Source organism: Pseudomonas sp. Irchel 3F3 (assembly GCF_900187545.1).
In the GTDB taxonomy this organism is placed as follows: domain Bacteria; phylum Pseudomonadota; class Gammaproteobacteria; order Pseudomonadales; family Pseudomonadaceae; genus Aquipseudomonas; species Aquipseudomonas fortuita.
Genome location: NZ_FYDS01000013.1, coordinates 21,809 through 37,270 on the forward strand (window position 1 = coordinate 21,809; position 15,462 = coordinate 37,270).

Genomic DNA, 15,462 nt, shown 5'->3' on the forward strand with positions numbered 1-15,462 from the left:
ATTGGCCATCAGCCGCGCAACGTACCTCGTCGGCTCAACGCAATTGCAGACGCCAGGCGCGGTGGATGCGGTTGTTACGGGCAAAGTCCGGGTCCAGGGTCTGGGCGGTGATTTCCTCCACGGCATAGCGTGCCATCAGGTGCTCGTCGAGCTGGAACTTGCGGAAGTTGTTGGAGAAATACAACACCCCCTCCGGCGCCAGCCGAGCCATGGCCAGGTCCAGCAGTTGCACGTGGTCACGCTGCACATCGAACACGCCTTCCATACGCTTGGAGTTGGAGAAGGTTGGCGGGTCGATGAAGATCAGGTCGTAGCTGTCGCGGTTGCTTTCCAGCCAGGCCATCACATCACCCTGCTCCAGGCGGTTGCGCTCGGAGAAGCCATTGAGCGCCAGGTTGCGACGCGCCCAGTCGAGGTAGGTTTTCGACAGGTCGACACTGGTGGTGCTGCGCGCCCCGCCCTTGGCTGCATGCACCGACGCCGTAGCGGTGTAGCAGAACAGGTTCAAGAAACGCTTGCCGGCAGCCTCGCGCTGGATGCGCATGCGCATCGGACGGTGGTCCAGGAACAGACCGGTGTCGAGGTAGTCGGTGAGGTTGACCAGCAGCTTGACGCCACCTTCGTTCACTTCCTGGAAGCGGCCCTCGGTGGCCTGGCGCTCGTACTGGCGGGTACCACTCTGCCGCTCGCGGCGCTTGAGCACCACGCGCTGCGGCGAAATGCCCAGTGCCTGAGGGATCGCCGCCAAGGCATCGAGCAGGCGCGATTGGGCCTTGTCCGGGTCGATCGAACGTGGCGCAGCGTATTCCTGCACATGCACCCAGTCGTGGTACAGGTCGACTGCCAGGGCGTACTCGGGCATGTCGGCATCGTACAGACGGTAGCAGTCCACCTGCTCGCGACGAGCCCACTTGCCCAGTTGCTTGAGGTTCTTCTGCAGACGGTTGGCAAACATCTGCGCCCCTTCCGACAGGCGCGCCGGCTCGCTGGCTACCGACGGTGCCTGTTCGCGGACTTGCGCGCTTTCGGGCTGTGCCTCGCGGCGCTCGCCCGTCACGAACTGGTCAGGCTGCACCTTGAACAGCAGCAGCTTGCACGGCAAGGCGCCGTTCCAGAACGCGTACTGCTTGTGGCTGCGAATACCCATGCGCTTGCCCAGCTGCGGCGCGCCGGTGAACACCGCCGCCTCCCAGCCCATGCACGCCTGACGCAGGCGCTCGCCCAGGTTCTGATAGAGGTACAGCAAGCTGGCTTCGTCACCCAGGCGCTCGCCATAGGGTGGGTTGCTGATGACCAGGCCTTTCTGGTTCTGGTCCGGGCGTGGTTCGAAGGTGCTGACCTCGCCCTGATAGATCTTCACCCAGTCGCCCAGCCCGGCACGCTCGACGTTATTGCGGCCCGGCTGGATCAGCCGCGGGTCGGCCTCGTAGCCACGGATCCACAGCGGTGGCTTGGCCAGGCCGGCCTGCGCCCGCGCCTGCGCCTCGTCGTGCACCTTGCGCCACAGCGCCGGCACGTGGCCGAGCCAGGCACTGAAGCCCCAACGCTCACGCTTGAGGTTGGGCGCGATATCGGCGGCTATCATCGCCGCTTCGACCAGGAAGGTGCCCACACCGCACATCGGGTCGGCCAGCGCGCCACCTTCGGCGGCAATGCGCGGCCAGCCCGAGCGGATCAGCACCGCCGCCGCCAGGTTTTCCTTCAGCGGCGCAGCCCCTTGCTGCAGGCGGTAGCCACGCTGGTGCAGGCTGTGGCCGGACAGGTCGAGGGAAAGGATGGCCTCACCACGGTCCAGGCGCAGGTGCACACGCACGTCAGGGTCGATTTTTTCCACCGACGGGCGCAGGCCTTCGCGGTTGCGCAGCTTGTCGACGATGGCGTCCTTGACCTTCAGCGCACCGAAGTGCGTGTTGTCGATGCCCGAGCCATGGCCGCTGAATTCCACCGCCAGGGTGCCGTCGGCAGCCAGGTGGTCGGCCCAGTCAACCGCGTTCACGCCGTCGTAAAGGTCGTCGGCGTTCTTCATGGAGAAGCGCTTGAGCACCAGCAGCACCCGGTTGGCCAGGCGCGACCATACGCACAGGCGGTAGGCGGTTTCCATGTCGGCGGCGCCGCGGATGGCCGAGGTGTGCTCACGCACCTCGTCAAGGCCAAGGCCCTTGGCCTCCTCGGCAAGCAGGCTTTCAAGGCCTTTAGGGCAGGTGAGGTAGAGTTCGAAACGGTCCGACATGAGTATTCCAGAGCCTTGGGCTATTTGACTGACGAGGCGACGCATCGCCCCGCGATGTTTGCCCGCATGCCTTTCCAGCAGGCGTGCGGGTGGCCCTTTTCGGCACATAAGCGTGCCGCGAAGGGCCGGGCCGCCTGACCGATCTGCGCTCGGCCCAGTGGCAAAGACAGCTTAGATCATCAGGCAGTACAAAAAATTCTGGCGATGCCGGGGCCTGTGTGACCCTTCGTCGCATTTCAAATTATTTCTGCCACCCGCCAGAGACGCTGGCGAAATGACGTCAATCATCAGCAAACCCCGATCATAGCGGGCCAAACCTCAAATAAGGTTAAGTCGCATTTATTTACTTATCCCCTGACCCTATGAAAGGTTACGTGCTTATGACAAATCGATCATTCACACCGTGACTCGCATTCGTTAGAACTGGTCTCAGGCCGCTTCGCAACGAGGCGGCACTTTCAGCTCGCCACGCCGGCAGCGAGCGCAAACCGGCAGAAAGACTCTGCCCGGCCTCAGAGAGGCCGACGGGACATTACAGTCAACAAGTGAGGGCAACACCCTATGAGAAGACTTAAGCGTGATCCGTTGGAAAGAGCATATTCACGTGGCTACCAATATGGGGTCACCGGCAAATCCCGCGAACTTTGCCCCTTCAATCTTCCTTCTGTTCGCCAAGCCTGGATCAACGGCTGGCGCGAAGGTCGCGGTGATAACTGGGACGGAATGACTGGCACCGCTGGTATCCATAGACTCAACGAAAATCACGCCGTTGGCTGATCGAGGACACTGAATTCGATTTACCATGCACGCCCCATCCGGGCGGCGGGCGAAGGCCCAGGGGCCCCTTGAAGGGGCCCTTTTTTTGTCTGCCGATCAAACCCGTGGCATTGCCGCGATAGCGTCCACCGCCTCGCGGACAAGTGCCGGCCCCTTGTAGATGAAGCCCGAATAGATCTGCACCAGGCGCGCCCCGGCGGCGATTTTCTCGGCAGCGTGACGGCCTTCGGTAATGCCACCGGCAGCAATGATCGGCAGTTTGCCGCCCAGTTCACCTGCCAGCACCTTGACGATGTGGGTGCTCTTCTCCAGCACTGGCGCGCCCGACAGGCCGCCCGCCTCGCCACCATACGGCAGCCCTTCGACACCTTCACGACCCAGCGTGGTGTTGGTGGCGATCACCGCATCCATGCCCGATTCCATCAGGGCGGCGGCTACCAGCGCGGTTTCTTCGTCACTCATGTCCGGGGCAATCTTGATGGCCAGCGGCACGCGCTTGCCATGGGTAGCGGCCAGCTGCTCACGGCGCACGGCCAGGGCATCGAGCAACTGCTTGAGCGAATCGCCGAACTGCAGGCTGCGCAGGCCGGGGGTGTTCGGCGAGCTGACGTTGACGGTGATATAGCTGGCGGCGGTGTACACCTTGTCCAGGCAGATCAGGTAATCATCGACGGCACGCTCCACCGGGGTGTCGAAGTTCTTGCCGATGTTGATGCCCAGCACGCCCTTGTAACGCGACGCACGTACCCGGTCGAGCAGGTTATCAACACCCAGGTTGTTGAAGCCCATGCGGTTGATGATGGCCGTGGCTTCCGGCAATCGGAACAGTCGCGGCTTGGGGTTACCCGGCTGCGGCCGCGGGGTGACGGTGCCGATTTCGACAAAACCGAAACCCAGCTGGGCGAAACCGTCGATGGCTGCGCCGTTTTTGTCCAGGCCGGCAGCCAGGCCCACCGGGTTGGCGAAGTTCAAGCCCATGACCGTGACCGGCAATGCTGCCGGCTGCTTGCACAGCATGCCGTTAAGGCCAAGGCGGCCACCGGCACCGATCAGGTCCAGGGACAGGTCGTGGGAGGTTTCCGGAGAAAGCTTGAACAGCAGCTGGCGGGCCAGGGTATACATGGGCAGGCAAGGCTCGGGGTAAGTGAGGGGGCGATTATAGCCACCGTGGCGCTGGCAGGACAGCAAATCATGGGCCAGTGCAGCCCTGGCACATCGGTTGCACCGGTTTGGCCCACAGCCTAATCAGTACAGGCGAGGAACCTTGTGAACACTGTACCCCGAGCAACGCCCCTGGCCTGGGTCAACGGCAGCGATGCGCCCGAGAAGCCCAGCCTGAACATCGGCTACATGGCCCTGACCGACTGCGCCTCGGTGGTGGTCGCGGCCACCCAGGGCTTCGCCCAACAACACGGACTTACCCTCAACGTCCACCGCCAGGGCTCCTGGGCGGGGCTTCGCGACAAGCTGGTCAGCGGCGAGCTGGACGCGGCGCACTGCCTGTATGGCCTGGCCTACGCCGTGCATCTGGGGATTGGCGGGGTACCCGCCAGTGATATGGCCGTGCTCATGGGACTGAACCAGAACGCCCAGGCCATCAACCTGTCCCCGGCGCTGCAGCGCAAAGGCGTGACCAACCCTGAAGCACTGGCGCGGCTGGTGCACCAGCAAGGCGCACGGCTGACCTTCGCCCAGACCTTCCCCACCGGCACCCATGCCATGTGGCTGTATTACTGGCTGGCCAGCCAGGGCATCCACCCACTGCGCGACGTCGACAGCGTGGTGGTGCCACCGGCACAGATGGCCGCACACATCCAGGCCGGGCGCATCGACGGCTTCTGCGTGGGCGAGCCCTGGGCCGCTGATGCGGTCGCCAAGGGCCAAGGCTTCACCCTGGCCACCAGCCAGTCGATCTGGCCGGACCACCCGGAAAAGGTCCTGGCCTGCGCCCGCGCCTTCGCTGAACAGTACCCCAACAGCGCCCGCGCCCTGATCAAGGCAATCCTCGCCGCCAGCCGGTTCATCGAGCAAAGCCCGGAAAACCGCCGCAGCACCGCGCAACTGCTCAGCGGCAGCGCTTATCTGGATACGCCGCTGGCGAGTATCGAGCCACGCCTGCTCGGCCACTACCAGGATGGCCTGGGCAACCACTGGCAAGACCGGCATGCCCTGCGCCTGTTCGACCACGGCCGGGCCAACCTGCCATACCTGTCCGACGGCATGTGGTTCATGACCCAGTTCCGCCGCTGGGGCCTGCTGCGCGAAGACCCCGACTACCTCGGCGTGGCCCGCCAGGTACAGCAACTGGCACTGTACAGCGAGGCGGCGCAAAGCCTGGGCGTAGCGTGCCCTTCGCTGCCGATGCGCAGCAGCCTGCTGATCGACGGCACCTGCTGGGACGGCAGCGACCCCTACGGCTACGCCCGCAGTTTCAGCCTGCATGCATTGGGCGACCTGCCCGAAGCCCGCGTCGGCGTGTGAGGGAGACCTACATGTTGCGCATCCTGCTGATTGACGACACCCAGCACAAACTTGGCCGCCTCAAGGCGGCGCTGATCGAGGCGGGCTTCGAGGTCACCGAAGCCCCAGGCTTGACCATCGACCTGCCCGCCTGCATCGAAACGGTGCGCCCGGATGTGGTGCTGATCGACACCGACTCACCTGACCGTGATGTGATGGAACAGGTGGTGCTGGTCAGCCGTGACCAGCCACGCCCCATCGTGCTGTTCACTGACGAGCATGACCCCGGGGTGATGCGCCAGGCGATTCAGGCGGGCGTCAGTGCCTATATCGTCGAAGGCATCCATGCCGCCCGGTTGCAGCCCATTCTGGATGTGGCCATGGCCCGCTTCGAAAGCGATCAGGCACTGAAGGCGCAGTTGGTGGCACGCGACCAGCAACTGGCCGAACGCAAACGCATCGAGCAGGCCAAGGGTTTGCTGATGAAAATGAAAGACTGCAACGAAGAACAGGCCTACACCCTGATGCGCCGCCAGGCCATGAGCCGGCAGCAGAAGCTGATTCAGGTGGCAGAGCAGATCATTGCCATGCATGAAATGCTCGGCTAGCAGTGCAGGCCTTTGTGGGAGCGGCCTTGTGTCGCGATAGGGCTGCGCAGCAGCCCCGGCAATCTCAGTGGCGAAGCTGAAATCATGGGGCTGCTGCGCAGCCCTATCGCGACACAAGGCCGCTCCCACAAAGTCCGCGCTGCTCGATATTCCGAATTGGCCCGGCTCTTGCTGATGTATTTGCACCGGTAGCCAACGGCGGTTGCCCCACTTAAATCCCGACAAAGACGTCGCTCTCCCCTCCACCTCCGTGGAGCGGGTAGCGGCGTCTTTTTCGTTCCGCTGCATTGCCAAGTGAGGTGTTCGATGAGTACCAGCTTCTGGAAATCCGGGCATGTGCCCACGCTGTTCGCTGCGTTTCTGTACTTCGACCTGAGCTTCATGGTCTGGTACCTGCTGGGCCCGCTGGCGGTGCAGATTGCCGGTGACCTGCAACTGAGCGCACAACAACGGGGCCTGATGGTGGCCATGCCGATCCTGGCCGGGGCAGTACTGCGCTTTGCCATGGGCGTACTGGTCGACCGCCTGTCGCCTAAGACCGCCGGCGTGATCGGCCAGGTGGTGGTGATCGTCGCGCTGGCGGTGGCCTGGCACTTCGGCGTACACAGCTATGAACAGGTGCTGCTGCTGGGCATGTTCCTCGGCTTTGCCGGCGCTTCGTTCGCCGTATCGCTGCCGCTGGCGTCGCAGTGGTACCCGCCGCAGCATCAGGGCAAGGCCATGGGCATTGCCGGCGCCGGCAACTCCGGCACAGTGTTCGCCGCCCTGCTGGCGCCGGCGCTGGCCGCGGGTTTTGGCTGGAACAATGTGTTTGGCTTTGCGCTGATTCCTTTGACACTGGCGCTGGTGGTGTTCGCCCTGCTGGCGCGCAACGCCCCGCAGCGCCCAAAACCAAAGGCCATGGCTGACTACCTCAAGGCCCTCGGCGACCGTGACAGCTGGTGGTTCATGTTCTTCTACAGTGTCACCTTCGGCGGCTTCATCGGCCTGGCCAGTGCCCTGCCTGGCTACTTCAGCGACCAGTACGGTTTGAGCCCGGTCACCGCTGGCTACTACACCGCGGCCTGCGTGTTCGCCGGCAGCCTGATGCGCCCTCTCGGCGGTGCCCTGGCCGACCGCTTCGGCGGTATCCGCACCTTGCTGGGCATGTACAGCGTTGCAGCCATCTGCATAGCCGCAGTCGGTTTCAACCTGCCGTCTGCCGCCGCCGCCCTGGCGCTGTTCATCAGCGCCATGCTCGGCCTGGGCGCGGGCAACGGCGCGGTATTCCAGCTGGTACCGCAGCGCTTCCGTCACGAAATCGGCGTAATGACCGGGCTGATCGGCATGGCCGGGGGCATCGGTGGCTTCCTGCTGGCCGCCGGGCTTGGCACCATCAAACAGCACACCGGCGATTACCAGGTGGGGCTGTGGCTGTTCGCCAGCCTCGGCCTGCTGGCCTGGTTCGGCCTGCACGGCGTGAAACAGCGCTGGCGCACCACCTGGGGCTCGGCTGCAGTCACTGCGGCGCGGGTCTGAGGCACCTCGATGAGCCTGCAACTGAGTTTCGCCCAGGCCAGCGCCACCGGGCCGCGCGAGGAAAACCAGGACGCCCTGCGCCTGGTTACCCCAGCGCCAGAGCTGGCCGCCAGCAAGGGCTACCTGTTCGCCCTTGCCGACGGCGTCAGCCAATGCGCCGATGGTGGCCTGGCAGCACGCGCCAGCTTGCAGGCGCTGGCCCTGGACTACTACGCCACCCCCGCCACCTGGAGCGTGGCCCAGGCCCTCGACCGCCTGCTGCTGGCACAGAACCGCTGGCTGCGTGCCCAAGGCAGCGGTCAGCCATTGTTGACCACCCTCAGCGCACTGGTGCTGCGGGGCCGGCGCTTCACCCTGGCCCATGTTGGCGACTGCCGTGTGTACCGCTGGCACGCCGGGCACCTGCAGTGCCTGAGCGAAGACCACGTGTGGGACCAGCCGGGCATGCAGCATGTGCTGAAACGCGCGCTGGGCCTGGACCAACACCTGCTGGTGGATTATCTGGAGGGCGAGCTGCAGGCGGGTGAATGCTTCTTGCTGGTCAGCGACGGCGTCTGGGCCAGCCTGGGCGACCAGCATATACAGGCGGTGTTGCGTGAGCAGCCCGACCTGCAACTGGCCGTCGACACGCTGGTTACCAGTGCGCACCTCAATGGCAGCCAGGACAACGCCAGTGCCTTGCTGGTGCAGGTCGAGCAACTGGGCACGGCCAACCTCGGCGACACCCTGGCACAGCTGCAGCAGGGGTCGGTACCCGGCCCGCTGCGCGAAGGCCAGGTGATCGATGGCTGGCTCACCGAACAGCTGCTGTCACACAGCCGCCAGTCCCTGGTCTACCGGGTGCGCGACGGCCAAGGTCAAGCGTGGCTGCTAAAAACCCTGCCTGCCGCACGCGAGCAGGAGCCAAAAGCGGCGCAAGGACTATTACTGGAGGAGTGGTTCCTGCGCAGGGTCGCTGGCCGACATTTCCCCGAACTGCATGCCGCCAGCCAGCGCCAGCACCTGTACTACGTGATGCGCGAATACCCCGGCCAGACCCTTGCAACGCTGCTGGCCGAACACGGCCCGCTGCCCTTGCCACAGTGGCTGGAAATGGCCCGGCAACTGCTGCAGGCGGTTGGCGTGCTGCACCGGCGCAACCTGCTGCACCGCGATATCAAGCCAGACAACCTGCACTTGGGCAGCGATGGCCAGCTGCGCCTGCTGGACTTCGGCCTGGCCTACTGCCCAGGCCTGTCCGAAGACCCGCTGCACGACGTGCCCGGCACACCCTCGTACCTCGCCCCGGAAGCGTTTGACGGCCAACCGCCCAGCCCGCGCCAAGACCTGTATGCCGTGGGCGTGACGCTGTACCGCCTGCTGACCGGTCACTACCCGTATGGCGAGGTGGAAGCCTTCCAGCGCCCGCGCTTCGGCCAGCCAGTCAACGCCGCGCGCTACCGCCCCGACCTGCCGGAATGGCTGCAGCACAACCTGCAACAGGCGGTGGCCGCCGACCCGGCGCAACGCTTCGAAACGGCCGAACACTGGTTGCTGCTGCTTGAACGCGGCGACCGCCAGGAGCTGCCCACCCGGCCACGGCCACTGCTGGAGCGTGAGCCGCTGAAGGTGTGGCGCACCCTGGCCTTGCTGTCCCTGCTGTTCAACCTGATTTTGCTGTTCAGCCTGCTAAAAGGCTGAGCGGACCCTGCCGATGAGGAATACCTGATGAGTGCAAAAGTCTGGCTGGTGGGTGCCGGCCCTGGCGACCCTGAACTGCTCACCCTCAAGGCGGTACGCGCCCTGCAACAAGCCTCAGTGGTGATGATTGAGAATGCCTCGATGCCGCAGCAGCGGGAGTGCAGGAGCGATGTGCGGGGCATGGTTGAAGATGCGCGTGGGTTTGGCTTGCGTAGCCCGGCGATTCTGGTGATTGGGGAAGTGGTCGGGGAACAGCAGGCTCTGGAGCTGGTTTCAATCGCGGGCTGAATACCCTTCACTGCAGGAGCAGGCTGTCAGGCCGGTTAAAACCCAGGCAAAGAAAAACCCGGCCGAGGCCGGGTTTTTCATGAAGCATCAGGCCAATTACTTGGACTGAGCTTCTACCTGAGCTTCAACGCGACGGTTGATAGCACGGCCTTCTTCGGTGGCGTTGTCAGCAACCGGACGGGTTTCGCCGTAGCCAACCGAGTCAACACGGTTGGATTCTACGCCGTACTGCTGGGTCAGGACTTGCTTGACAGCGTTGGCACGACGCTCGGACAGCTTCTGGTTGTAAGCGTCTGGACCCACGGAGTCAGTGTGACCTTCAACCACGGTGGTGGTTTGTGGGTACTGCTTCATGAAGTCAGCCAGGTTCTTGATGTCGCCGTAGCTGTTTGGCTTGACGACCGACTTGTCGAAGTCGAACTTGACGTCCAGCTCAACACGAACGACTTCGGCAACAGCCGGGCAGCCGTCGGCGTCAACGGTAACGTTGGCCGGGGTGTCTGGGCACTTGTCGACGTTGTCGCAAACGCCGTCGTTGTCGGAGTCGGAGCACACTTCAGCTACTGGAGCTGGAGCGACTTCGGCTTGCTTCGGGCTACCGCCGAAGTTCAGGCCAACACCAACGCTTGGGGCCCACTCGGTGTCGCCCTGGTCGATGTTGTACTGAGCTTCTACGCCGGCACGGGCATAGAACATGTCGGTGATGTACCACTTGGCACCAGCGCCAACGTTGGCGAAGGTGGAGTGGTCACGACCGCCACGGCCGGTCTGGCCCAGCGACTGGTGCGAGAAACCAGCGGAAACGTACGGACGGATGGCGTCATACGGGTTGTTGAAGTGGTAAACGGCGTCCAGGGCGGTGTTCGAGCCCTTGATGTTCTTGCCGTCTTCGCCACGAGCGTTGTGAACTTCGTCGTAACCCAGGCGCAGTTCAACGTCGTCGGTCAGGAAGTAACCGATCGAGCCGCCGAACAGGTTGCCGTCGTTCTTGAAGTCACGCTGGCTGTCGAAGAACTCTTTCTTGTAGAAGCCTTCGACTTCCACAGCGCCTGTGCCTTGTGCCATAGCGCCAATCGAGGTAGCGGCTACGAGCGAACCAATGGCCAAGCCCAAGGTGTTTTTCAATTTCATCCGTTAAATCCCCATCTGGTGATAGTTAAGCAGTCCCACCACAAACAAGGGGGACAACTCGACGGCAAGTCTAGCAGAACTCGCCGGTTCGTTAGAGATATTTGCACGCCACTAAGTTTCATCCAGGCCGGCAAATTTCTCACGAAGCTTGTCTAGCGCGCGCTTGTAACGCATTTTCGTCGCGCTCAGGCCCATGTGCATGATGTCTGCAATTTCCTGAAATTCCAGCTCTGCGACAAAACGCAGCACCAAAATCTCCCGGTCAATCGGGTTCACATGCACCAGCCACTTGTCCAGCCCGCCTTTTTCTTCCGGTTTCGGTGCCTTGTCTTCGGACGCCTCTTCAACAGGGTCCAGGCTCAAGGCATCCATCAGCCGGCGTTTACGGCGCTCCTTGCGGTACTGGGTAATGCACTCGTTGTAGGTGATGCTGTAGAGCCAGGTCTTGAACTTGGATTTGCCTTCGAAGTTCTTCAGCCCGTACAGCACCTTGAGCATCACTTCCTGACAGACATCGTCCGCGTCACGGTCGTTCCCCAAATAACGCGCACAGACGTTGAACAGGGTTCGCTGATAGCGCCGCATGAGCTCCTCATAGGCGCGGGTAACGTGGTACAGCTCCTCATGCGAACGCGCCACCAACTCTTCGTCGGTGAGCTCGCGGGGGTCATAACGCATGGGCGGCGAATGAACTTTATTCAAAACGGATCTGGCCGACAGTCAGGTCAATGTCGCCGCGCGACCCCGTGGGTCGAATTTCGCGGCGGCATACATTAACAGCTTTTGTGCGGTTAGCGACTATTGACGCGCTGCTCGAGCAACTCTCGATTGGACAGCGACACCAGTTCGCCATCATCGGTCAGCAACGTAGTCTTGACCGTGCCGATTTCTTCAATATGCCCTTCGACCTCTCCAATTCGCACCTGCTGGCCGACCTGGTACAGCTCGCGCACGTAAATTCCGGCCAGAATCTGCCCGGCAATTTCACGGCTGCCAAGGCCCATGGCCAAGGCTACCGCCAGACCAACGGTAATCAGCCCGATGACGATCACGTGGTTCAGCAGGTCGGTTTTCACCTCCAGCTGGCTGATGGCCACCGAGATGCTGATGATGATCACCAAGCCCTGGGTGATACGCCCAAGGCCCGCCGAGTACTCCAGGCCGATGCCTTCGGCGGCGCCGCGCACCAGGCCGTTGGCCACCTGTGCCAGCAGCACGCCGACCAGCAACACCAAGGCCGCGCCGAATACTTTCGGCAAATACAGGGCGAGCATGTCCAGGGTGGCCGAAACCCGCTCCAGGCCTAGCGATTCAGCGGCCGAGACGAGGAAGATGAGCAGCACGAACCAGTAGACAATCTTGCCGATCAAGGTAGAGATCGGTACCTGGATGCCGACCCGGCCGAGCATCTTGGTCAGGCCGGTGCCGGCCATCAGGCGGTCCAGGCCAAGCTTGGCCAGCAGCTTGGACAGCAGCGTGTCGAGCAGCTTGGCCACCACGAAACCGAGCAGCACCACGACCAGCGCGCCGAACAGGTTGGGGATGAAGTTCGCTACCTTGGTCCAAAGGGCGGTCATCGCGGTGACCAGGCTCTGGGTCCAGAGATCGAGTTCCATATTCAATCGGCCTTATCTGCTTTGCTGCCGCTGGCAGCGTTGCGGGAAGAGTGTCGACGCACCGGCGCGACATGCGCCGAGCCATTATTGACGGCAATCAGCAGCGCCTGGCTCCAGCGGCCAAGCAGGCTGAACAGATCACCCGCGCCAACCTGACGGTTGGCAGTTTTAAGCACGCGACCCAGGCAAGCAGCGTCGTCCAGGTCATCCCGGTCATTGCCGGAGGGTGACGCCTTGAGCAGGTCACGCAGGGATTCTTCAAACGGATCGTGCATGTGCACCTCGCGCAGTGTCAGCAAGAGACGAGATGGCCGGGCAATGGGTCACACACCCGATTGGCACGAATGTTTCAAAATGAACACCTAGACCCATCGCAACCGCCGGAACATCCACCACTGCCCCACCGCCAGCCCCAGCACGACGAGGCAGGCGAACAGGAAGCCATAGGGGTTTTCCGCCCCCGGGATGCCGCCGACATTGATGCCCAGCAACCCGGTGATGAAGCTCATGGGCAGGAAGATGCAAGTGATGATGCCAAAGCGGTACATGGTACGGTTCATCCGCTCGCTGCGCCGGCGATCTTCGCTCTCCAGCACCAGCGCAGCGCGCTCGCGGGTCAGCTCAAGCTCTTCGAGGTAGCGGATCAGGCTGTTGTTCAGCTCGTTCCAGTAATCGGCATCGGCATCGGCAAACCAGCCCCATTTGCTGCGCGACAGCTGGGCATAGATTTCCCGCTGCGGCGCCAAAAAACGCCTCAGGCCCGCTGCACGACGGCGGATCTGCTGCAGGCTGCCGTTCTCCGGGGTGTACCGTTCGTCGGCTTCGACCTTTTCTTCTTCCAGGTCGACCAGTTCGGAGAGGTCGCTGACCAGGCCCTGGACCTTTTCGGTCAGCAGCTCGCCCATCAGCAGCAGCAGTTCGGAAGCCGACTTCGGCCCCCTGCCCTGCTCCAGCAACTGAAGAATCTCGTCACTGGCGCGCAATGGGCGCAAGCGCAACGATATGACCCGCTGCGCCTGGGCGAAGATACGCACCGAGACCATGTCTTCGGGTTCTGCGCCCGGGTTGAGGTTAACCCCGCGCAAAAACAGCAACAGCTGTTCGTCAGCCATGGGCAGCAGGCGCGGCCGGGTGTTTTCTTCCAGCAGCAGCTCGCAGGCAAACTCGCTCAGGCCGCTGTCATGCAGCAGCCAGGTGCGGGTTTGTGGATGGCTGCGGTCCCAGTGCAGCCACAGGCTCTGCTCAGGTTGCAGCTGCAAGTCGTCCAGTTCGGTACGGGCAATCGGGCGGGCGCTGCCTTTACCATCGAGCACCAGGGCATGGACCAGCCCCCACTGCGCGTTGTCTTCCTCGAACATCAAAGCTCCATCAGCGCGTGCGGCGCATCACTCCGGCATCTTCAGCGGGCTTGGCGAGACCAGCACGCCATTGTTGTCGGCATACACATATTCGCCCGGGCGGAAGGTCACCCCGGCGAAAGTCACCACCACGTTGAGGTCGCCGATGCCGCGCTTGTCGGTTTTCATCGGGTGGCTGGCCAGGGCCTGTACGCCGACATCGGTCTGGATCAATACGTCTACGTCACGCACGCAGCCATAGATCACCAGGCCTTCCCAACCGTTCTTGGCGGCCTTGTCGGCAAGCATGTCGCCAAGCAGCGCACGGCGCAGCGAGCCACCGCCATCGACCACCAGCACCTTGCCCTTGCCGTCGAGTTCGACCTGCTCCTTGACCAGCGAGTTGTCTTCGAAGCACTTGATGGTCACGATCTGGCCGCCGAACGAATCACGGCCGCCAAAATTGCTGAACATCGGTTCCAGCACCTGCACCAGGTCCGGGTAGGCGTCACACAGGTCGGGCGTTACGTAATGCTGCATGGGGAGGCTCCTGTCAGTCACAACGAAAGCGGGTATCGGCCAAGGCTACACCTTGGAGGCTGTCGTAGTCACCAAGGACCAAACGGTCATCTTCAGCCTGTGCGGGCCTCTTCGCGGGTGAACCCGCTTCCACAGGGATATCACAAGACTTCAGTGCTGTGTAATCCCAGTGGGAGCGGGCGTGCCCGCGAAGAGGCCCGCACAGGTAATGCAGGATCAGCTGGCTGGCAAAGGCTCTACAGCCACAATGGACTCGTGCACCGGCAACAGCGGGTTACGCAACCAGCGTTCCACCAGCGGCCACACCTGCACCTGCGCAGCCTTGCTCACCAGCATGTCGACATGCCCGAAGGCGTCGAAGCCTTCCTCACGCCCAAGCCGCAGGAACTGCTTGCGCTCACCCCCCATTTGCTCGAACAGCTTGCGGCAGGCCCACACCGGGTCTTGGAAGTCCCCCGCGCCAGCCACCGCCAGCAGCGGCACATCCACCTCTGCCAGCCCCGCCCACCAGTCGCTCTGCTTGTCGCCAAAGCGCCCGAACAGGCCGTGCCAGCGCATGCTCTCCAGCGCCAGACCGATCGGCTCATCCTCCGGCCCACGCTTGAAGCGCGGCCCGGAGATCTGCCCCCAGCGCTTGAGCAACAGCTTCGCGCCCCAGGCCAGCGGTGGCACTTTCAGCGGCCAATAGACGCGGCTGATCTGGGTACCGAACAGTGCCACGCTGGCCACCTGCCCGGCAGCCAGAAAACCACCGCCCAAGGCTGCCGCCAGGGTCGTGCCGCCGAGGGAGTGGCCTACCCAGTGCGGCGCCTGGCCCGACTGCTCGCGCACGAACGCAGCAATCAGTGGCAGGTCATCACGGGCATAGGCGGCAACAGTGTTGTGCTGCCAGGCGCGGTTACGCGGCGACAGGCCATGGCCGCGCATTTCCGGGATCCACACATCGAAACCGGCACGGGCGAGATAGGCGCCCAGGCCAACCCCTTTGGGCGAATACCAGAAACGCCGATTGGAAAAACTGCCGTGCAGGAGAATGACCGGCACGCCAAAGGCCTGCCCCTGATCGGCAAGCCCCAGACGGGTGAGGGCAAGCTCGACGCTAGGGTCGGGGCTGTTGCCAGCCTTGATCCGGTACACGTCTTCGCTGAGGTCGCCGCGCCGCTCGGCACTGAGCAGGGCCACGGGAAATAGAGTGCTGCTGCTTTGCATAAGGTTGCTTGGTGCACAAAAAAGGGCGGGAACCATTACTGGAACACGCCCTGGAAAAAACCAGGCGG

Annotated in this window: 14 protein-coding genes and 2 pseudogenes; 7 read left to right on the forward strand and 9 right to left on the reverse strand. The window is 63.1% G+C overall.

Annotation, left to right across the window (positions count from 1 at the left end):
• Window positions 1-34: 34 nt before the first annotated feature.
• Window positions 35-2,230, reverse strand: coding sequence for a bifunctional 23S rRNA (guanine(2069)-N(7))-methyltransferase RlmK/23S rRNA (guanine(2445)-N(2))-methyltransferase RlmL (gene rlmKL, locus CKW35_RS23850; protein ID WP_016485600.1), 2,196 nt, complete (start codon window positions 2,228-2,230; stop codon window positions 35-37).
• Window positions 2,231-2,791: 561 nt separating this feature from the next.
• Here rlmKL and rmf point away from each other — a divergent pair.
• Window positions 2,792-3,007 carry a ribosome modulation factor gene (gene rmf / locus CKW35_RS23855; RefSeq protein ID WP_003248687.1) on the forward strand — a complete coding sequence of 72 codons (216 nt, stop codon included), beginning with the start codon at window positions 2,792-2,794 and terminating at the stop codon, window positions 3,005-3,007.
• Between the two features lie 96 nt (window positions 3,008-3,103).
• Here rmf and CKW35_RS23860 read toward each other — a convergent pair whose 3' ends face one another.
• On the reverse strand, window positions 3,104-4,129 hold the full coding sequence (locus CKW35_RS23860) for a quinone-dependent dihydroorotate dehydrogenase (RefSeq protein ID WP_016485599.1): 1,026 nt from the start codon (window positions 4,127-4,129) through the stop codon (window positions 3,104-3,106).
• A 144-nt stretch (window positions 4,130-4,273) separates the two neighbouring features.
• Between CKW35_RS23860 and CKW35_RS23865 the strand changes: the two genes are divergently transcribed.
• The 6 genes and pseudogenes from CKW35_RS23865 to CKW35_RS23885 form a co-directional block, all read left to right on the forward strand.
• A complete protein-coding gene (locus CKW35_RS23865) occupies window positions 4,274-5,488 on the forward strand; it encodes a CmpA/NrtA family ABC transporter substrate-binding protein (RefSeq protein WP_024717345.1) in 1,215 nt (404 codons plus the stop codon).
• Between the two features lie 11 nt (window positions 5,489-5,499).
• Window positions 5,500-6,075, forward strand: coding sequence for an ANTAR domain-containing response regulator (locus CKW35_RS23870; protein ID WP_016485598.1), 576 nt, complete (start codon window positions 5,500-5,502; stop codon window positions 6,073-6,075).
• Between the two features lie 306 nt (window positions 6,076-6,381).
• Complete coding sequence (locus CKW35_RS23875; protein WP_016485597.1) at window positions 6,382-7,593, forward strand: NarK/NasA family nitrate transporter; 1,212 nt, start codon at window positions 6,382-6,384, stop codon at window positions 7,591-7,593.
• Between the two features lie 9 nt (window positions 7,594-7,602).
• Window positions 7,603-9,273 carry a bifunctional protein-serine/threonine kinase/phosphatase gene (locus tag CKW35_RS23880; protein ID WP_016485596.1) on the forward strand — a complete coding sequence of 557 codons (1,671 nt, stop codon included), beginning with the start codon at window positions 7,603-7,605 and terminating at the stop codon, window positions 9,271-9,273.
• Window positions 9,274-9,300: 27 nt separating this feature from the next.
• Window positions 9,301-9,403: pseudogene (locus CKW35_RS28960) on the forward strand (SAM-dependent methyltransferase); the annotation flags it as partial.
• Window positions 9,391-9,561, forward strand: a pseudogene (locus CKW35_RS23885) (uroporphyrinogen-III C-methyltransferase); the annotation flags it as partial. The pseudogenes CKW35_RS28960 and CKW35_RS23885, both read left to right, overlap by 13 nt.
• Window positions 9,562-9,657: 96 nt before the next feature.
• On the opposite strand, the gene CKW35_RS23890 reads toward CKW35_RS23885, so the two are convergent.
• The 7 genes from CKW35_RS23890 to CKW35_RS23920 form a co-directional block, all read right to left on the reverse strand.
• Entirely contained in the window at window positions 9,658-10,692 is a 1,035-nt protein-coding gene (locus CKW35_RS23890; RefSeq protein WP_016485594.1) for an OmpA family protein, read from the reverse strand.
• A gap of 111 nt (window positions 10,693-10,803) precedes the next feature.
• Window positions 10,804-11,370, reverse strand: coding sequence for an RNA polymerase sigma factor SigX (gene sigX, locus CKW35_RS23895; RefSeq protein WP_003248665.1), 567 nt, complete (start codon window positions 11,368-11,370; stop codon window positions 10,804-10,806).
• 113 nt (window positions 11,371-11,483) lie between these two features.
• Window positions 11,484-12,308, reverse strand: a complete 825-nt coding sequence (locus tag CKW35_RS23900; RefSeq protein WP_016485593.1) for a mechanosensitive ion channel domain-containing protein — start codon at window positions 12,306-12,308, stop codon at window positions 11,484-11,486.
• A 2-nt stretch (window positions 12,309-12,310) separates the two neighbouring features.
• Window positions 12,311-12,583, reverse strand: a complete 273-nt coding sequence (locus CKW35_RS23905) for a hypothetical protein (protein WP_024717346.1) — start codon at window positions 12,581-12,583, stop codon at window positions 12,311-12,313.
• A gap of 87 nt (window positions 12,584-12,670) precedes the next feature.
• Window positions 12,671-13,666, reverse strand: a complete 996-nt coding sequence (locus CKW35_RS23910; protein ID WP_016485591.1) for a zinc transporter ZntB — start codon at window positions 13,664-13,666, stop codon at window positions 12,671-12,673.
• Window positions 13,667-13,693: 27 nt separating this feature from the next.
• Complete coding sequence (gene rraA / locus CKW35_RS23915) at window positions 13,694-14,185, reverse strand: ribonuclease E activity regulator RraA (protein ID WP_016485590.1); 492 nt, start codon at window positions 14,183-14,185, stop codon at window positions 13,694-13,696.
• 216 nt (window positions 14,186-14,401) lie between these two features.
• The gene (locus tag CKW35_RS23920; RefSeq protein ID WP_095117027.1) at window positions 14,402-15,430 is read right to left on the reverse strand and encodes an alpha/beta fold hydrolase; all 1,029 of its coding nucleotides are present in this window, start codon (window positions 15,428-15,430) and stop codon (window positions 14,402-14,404) included.
• Window positions 15,431-15,462 lie beyond the last annotated feature (32 nt).

Excerpts from the sequence above, each read along its gene's own strand:
- rlmKL (WP_016485600.1), bottom strand. The coding sequence starts at position 2,230 with ATGTCGGACCGTTTCGAACTCTACCTCACCTGCCCTAAAGGCCTTGAA.
- rmf (WP_003248687.1), top strand. The coding sequence starts at position 2,792 with ATGAGAAGACTTAAGCGTGATCCGTTGGAAAGAGCATATTCACGTGGC.
- CKW35_RS23860 (WP_016485599.1), bottom strand. The coding sequence starts at position 4,129 with ATGTATACCCTGGCCCGCCAGCTGCTGTTCAAGCTTTCTCCGGAAACC.
- CKW35_RS23870 (WP_016485598.1), top strand. The coding sequence starts at position 5,500 with ATGTTGCGCATCCTGCTGATTGACGACACCCAGCACAAACTTGGCCGC.
- CKW35_RS23875 (WP_016485597.1), top strand. The coding sequence starts at position 6,382 with ATGAGTACCAGCTTCTGGAAATCCGGGCATGTGCCCACGCTGTTCGCT.
- CKW35_RS23880 (WP_016485596.1), top strand. The coding sequence starts at position 7,603 with ATGAGCCTGCAACTGAGTTTCGCCCAGGCCAGCGCCACCGGGCCGCGC.
- CKW35_RS23890 (WP_016485594.1), bottom strand. The coding sequence starts at position 10,692 with ATGAAATTGAAAAACACCTTGGGCTTGGCCATTGGTTCGCTCGTAGCC.
- sigX (WP_003248665.1), bottom strand. The coding sequence starts at position 11,370 with ATGCGTTATGACCCCCGCGAGCTCACCGACGAAGAGTTGGTGGCGCGT.
- CKW35_RS23900 (WP_016485593.1), bottom strand. The coding sequence starts at position 12,308 with ATGGAACTCGATCTCTGGACCCAGAGCCTGGTCACCGCGATGACCGCC.
- CKW35_RS23905 (WP_024717346.1), bottom strand. The coding sequence starts at position 12,583 with ATGCACGATCCGTTTGAAGAATCCCTGCGTGACCTGCTCAAGGCGTCA.
- CKW35_RS23910 (WP_016485591.1), bottom strand. The coding sequence starts at position 13,666 with ATGTTCGAGGAAGACAACGCGCAGTGGGGGCTGGTCCATGCCCTGGTG.
- rraA (WP_016485590.1), bottom strand. The coding sequence starts at position 14,185 with ATGCAGCATTACGTAACGCCCGACCTGTGTGACGCCTACCCGGACCTG.
- CKW35_RS23920 (WP_095117027.1), bottom strand. The coding sequence starts at position 15,430 with ATGGTTCCCGCCCTTTTTTGTGCACCAAGCAACCTTATGCAAAGCAGC.